At 32.6% G+C, this 3,977-nt stretch carries 7 protein-coding genes; all 7 read right to left on the reverse strand.

Translation table 11 applies throughout. The features are described from left to right. Positions 1 to 80: 80 nt before the first annotated feature. Positions 81 to 473 carry a hypothetical protein gene (locus tag DIU01_RS09305; protein ID WP_290833777.1) on the reverse strand — a complete coding sequence of 131 codons (393 nt, stop codon included), beginning with the start codon at positions 471 to 473 and terminating at the stop codon, positions 81 to 83. An 8-nt stretch (positions 474 to 481) separates the two neighbouring features. Continuing rightward, positions 482 to 1,003 carry a hypothetical protein gene (locus DIU01_RS09310; RefSeq protein WP_290833778.1) on the reverse strand — a complete coding sequence of 174 codons (522 nt, stop codon included), beginning with the start codon at positions 1,001 to 1,003 and terminating at the stop codon, positions 482 to 484. 149 nt (positions 1,004 to 1,152) lie between these two features. Next, complete coding sequence (locus DIU01_RS09315; RefSeq protein WP_290833780.1) at positions 1,153 to 1,650, reverse strand: CAP domain-containing protein; 498 nt, start codon at positions 1,648 to 1,650, stop codon at positions 1,153 to 1,155. 212 nt (positions 1,651 to 1,862) lie between these two features. After that, positions 1,863 to 2,510, reverse strand: a complete 648-nt coding sequence (gene pdxH, locus DIU01_RS09320; protein WP_290833782.1) for a pyridoxamine 5'-phosphate oxidase — start codon at positions 2,508 to 2,510, stop codon at positions 1,863 to 1,865. A 188-nt stretch (positions 2,511 to 2,698) separates the two neighbouring features. Then, entirely contained in the window at positions 2,699 to 3,607 is a 909-nt protein-coding gene (locus DIU01_RS09325) for a ribonuclease Z (protein ID WP_290833784.1), read from the reverse strand. Between the two features lie 5 nt (positions 3,608 to 3,612). Further along, positions 3,613 to 3,786 (reverse strand): hypothetical protein, encoded by a 174-nt coding sequence (locus tag DIU01_RS09330; protein WP_290833786.1) that lies wholly within the window; start codon positions 3,784 to 3,786, stop codon positions 3,613 to 3,615. After that, positions 3,773 to 3,977, reverse strand: a 205-nt coding sequence (locus DIU01_RS09335) for a hypothetical protein (RefSeq protein ID WP_290833788.1), incomplete at its 5' end; no start/stop codon positions are given. The genes DIU01_RS09330 and DIU01_RS09335, both read right to left, overlap by 14 nt.

The raw sequence follows: 3,977 nt of genomic DNA on the forward strand, positions 1-3,977 counted from the left end.
GTTTTCAGTCGCAGTCGCAGTTTTCAGTTCTATCTGTTTACTGTGACTGCTGACTGAACACTAAAAATATTTGCTGAATATTATTCTGAAACATAAGGCAAATCGAACCAATTTTTAAGCTTTGATTCTAATTCGTTTATTTGCTCAACATTAGTTATTTCTTGGGAAAAATCTACCTGAATTTTATCATTATCCAGTGTCGAATACTTTAAAAGAAAATACTTGTTTAGCCTTAAATCAGAATTTTCAGGGCAACTTCCTCCCTTTCTTCTATACAGAGTATCATTTAAAAAATATTTTATATAAGCCGTTTTACCTCTTCTTACTTCTTTACAAAAAGTTAGTTTACATATTGTAAAACCAGGATAATCTTCCATTTCTTTCTGATATTGATTTCCTTTATATACAGAAAATATAATAAGGAAAAGTATTATGATAAAAAATGAAATTGGTAAAAATGATTTTTTATTCATTTCATAAACTATTTACTCTTCTCACCCACAAAATAATCATTAGTACTCTTAAACAACACATTAAAAGTCGTTAAACTTCCGTAACATCTTGTAATGTATTGCTGCAATTCCACTTTTTCGGCGTTATCTAAATTACTTGAATTTATTTTTTGCTCCATTACACGAAGTCTATCTCTTACCATTATTATTTTATTGAAAAAAGTATCAATTGGAACTTCTTTATTTTGAGTTGGAGTTCCTGGTTCCATGATTAATTTTCCACCTTTCCATTTGTCTGCGATGGGAACAATTTGCGTTACATCACTCCATTTTTGTAGAATGTTTTTTAAAGTTTTCTCTACTTCATAAAAACTTACTGAATCCACTTCGTCTTCAACTGCGTCGATGATTTCAAATTCGCTGTCAACATCGATAGTTTCTAATCCGGTTTCTATGAAGGTTACCCAATAGTGTTTCGAGGTAACGTTGGTTACAACTCCAAGTCCAAATTCACTATGTTTAATTCGTGATCCTATTCCTAAAATATTCATGTTATTTATTTTTTTCAAATATAAAAAAATTGCTAAAAATTAGACTATTTATTTTTTAAGAAAATAAGCCGTTTACAAGAAAGTTGCCAATAAAAAAACCACCTACTTACGAAGGTGGTCTTTTCAAAATCAAACAAATTTAAAATCACTTATTTTTTCATAAAAATATTAGTATAATATTTTTTTCCGTTAGCTGGATTTATAGAAACTGAAACTCCAAAATGAGTGTAATCTCCTTCAATATTTTCTTTGTGACCTGGACTTTGTAACCAAGCGTGTAAAGCAGAATTTGGAGTAGAAAAATTGTATGCTATGTTTTCTCCAACTGTAACCGCTCCTAAAACCGATTTAATATTACTAGCACGTTGATTGAAAAAATCATGGTTTACAACATTATTTTCAATCATGTAATCATTGTGTTCTTCAGACTTGTACGAAATGTGGTTTATTAAAGTTAACGTCGATAAACCTTGAGAAACTCTGTAATTGTTTACTACATCGACCAAAGCCATCTCGTCTTGATCGTAACTGTACTCAGTAACAACTTTTGAATTTGTTGATCCTGATTCGCTTTCTTCTGATGAACATGACATCATAGTAAATACCAATAGCATTGGCATAACAACACTTAGTAATTTTGCTTTCATAGTAGTAGGTTTAAGTCTATGATAGATGTGGGGCAAATATCTATAGGGTTAATTTTTTTTAAGGATAGATGTGGGGCAAATATCTTTAGGTTTTGTATTGTAAGAACGTTTGTGCTTTTGTGTTATACAATACTACTACTTTATCGCTTAAGTGTCAAATAAAATCGATGAAATACATCATTTTAAAAAATTAATACATAATTTTCTTACAATTATGATGAAAGCCTTTCTATTTTCCATGAAAAATCGTCTTTTTGAAACTGAAAACGTATTCTATCATGCAAACGATTTGGACGACCTTGCCAGAATTCAACTTCTTGAGGTTTAACTAAAAAGCCTCCCCAAAACGCTGGTCTTGGAATTTCTTTGCCATCGAAATCTTTTTCTAATTGTTTTAAGTTTTGTTCTAAAAATTCTCTGTTGGGAATAACTTGACTTTGCGGCGAGGCAATTGCGCCAAGTTTGCTTCCATCGGGACGAGAATTGAAATAGTTGTCAGATACTGTTTCGGAAGTTTTTTCGGCGATTCCTTTAATGATTACTTGGCGTTCTATGCTTGGCCAAAAGAACGAAAGACAAACGTGTGGATTGTTTTGTATGGCTAATCCTTTTTCGGAATTGTAGTTGGTGTAGAAAATGAAACCTTCTTCGTTGAATTTTTTTAGTAATACAACACGCGATTTTGGGAATCCGTCTAATCCGATGGTTGAAATTGTCATGGCGTTTACCTCATCGATGCCACCAAAATCTTCGGTTTCGTGAAACCACTTATTGAATAGGTTAATTGGATCTTCTGGAATGTTGGTTTCTAGTAATTCGCTTTTTTCGTATGATTTTCTGTAATCGCCTAAATCTTTCATTGTTTTGTACTTTGTGAAATTATAAGTACAAAGTTAAAGAGATTTTGCTCTTATTACGGAAACAAAAGTTAAAATGAACTACTAATTAGCCCTGATGCTGGAATTGTTTGAGCTCTCCCGATTTTTATCGGGAAGCGAGTTCCTGCAGCAGGAATAAGGATTACTGATAAAGCCCAAGCGGTTCGCTCCTATTCGAAATCAAATTCTTTTCCGTCGTCGGCAAGTTGTACGTTTTGGAAAATGGTTTGCGCTTCGTCCTTAAACAACTGTATGTTGCCGTAACGCGTTGAATAATGACCAAGTATAAGATTCTTTACATTGGCTTTTAAAGCGATTGTAGCGGCTTGTTTGGCTGTGGAATGCATGGTTTTCTCTGAAAGATGGGCTTCACTTTCTAGAAAAGTGCTTTCATGGTAGAGGTAATCTACGTTTTCTATGATGGGAATGATTTCTTCATTATAGATTGTATCGCTACAAAAGGCGTAGGATTTTGCTACTTGCGGATCAAAACTTAACTCTGAATTGGGAATTATTGTTCCGTTTTCTAGTGTGATATCGCCGCCGAATTTTATTTTGTTGAAATATACCTTATCGATATTGTAGTTTTCTACGGCTTCGATATTGAGTTTTCGTTCAAGGTTTTTTTCTTGAAATAAATAACCGTTGGTGTAAATGCGGTGCTTTAACGGAATGGTTTTTACCACTACTCGATCGTCTTCGAAAATGGTTTGGGATTCTTTGGATTCTAGTTCGTTAAAATAAAGATTATATCCAGTAAATGAACCCGAAGCACGAAGTTGAAGTAAAATGATTTCTTTGATGCCTTTTGGTCCGTGAACGGTTAAATCGCTTTCACGATTGAGCAACATGAAGGTTGAAATTAATCCGACTAATCCATAAAAATGGTCGCCGTGAAGGTGCGAAATAAAGATGTGATTGATTTTGGAAAACTTGACTTTACTTTTGCGAAGTTGCACTTGCGTTCCTTCGGCACAATCTATCAGAAACAAACGGTTTTTAATTTCTAAAACTTGTGAAGTTGGATTGGAAATTGTTCGCGGAGTTGCAGCATAACAGCCAAGTATAGTGAGTTTCAAGATGCTTATTTTATTTTTTTATTTTGAAAAATAATTACTGCCATGGCAAGTATTAATAAAAGATTGGACCCAATTCCGAAATAATTATAGTTATTTTGATTGTATCCGTTATGAATGTTAAAGCCTAACAAAGCTATTGATGCAATGATTAAAATATAGGCGATTCTATTTTTGTTCATTGTTCTCTTTATTATTGTTTTCTAATTTTCCTAATTTCACTACTTTAATAATAATGTAAAGTAGAAGTCCAAGATTTACTGATAATCGTAAATAATCAAACTCCTGTGTTTTAAAACTTGTGATTAGTCTACTTGCAAATAAGTAAGTTAGAATAAATAATACTCCTACGTAAATATATAATATTGTTGTG

This window comes from Flavobacterium sp. (assembly GCF_003525665.1).
Taxonomy (GTDB): Bacteria; Bacteroidota; Bacteroidia; order Flavobacteriales; family Flavobacteriaceae; genus Flavobacterium.

What these genes read in the sequence shown, in the direction of transcription:
- DIU01_RS09305 (WP_290833777.1), bottom strand. Translation starts at nt 473, where the DNA reads ATGAATAAAAAATCATTTTTACCAATTTCATTTTTTATCATAATACTT.
- DIU01_RS09310 (WP_290833778.1), bottom strand. Translation starts at nt 1,003, where the DNA reads ATGAATATTTTAGGAATAGGATCACGAATTAAACATAGTGAATTTGGA.
- DIU01_RS09315 (WP_290833780.1), bottom strand. Translation starts at nt 1,650, where the DNA reads ATGAAAGCAAAATTACTAAGTGTTGTTATGCCAATGCTATTGGTATTT.
- pdxH (WP_290833782.1), bottom strand. Translation starts at nt 2,510, where the DNA reads ATGAAAGATTTAGGCGATTACAGAAAATCATACGAAAAAAGCGAATTA.
- DIU01_RS09330 (WP_290833786.1), bottom strand. Translation starts at nt 3,786, where the DNA reads ATGAACAAAAATAGAATCGCCTATATTTTAATCATTGCATCAATAGCT.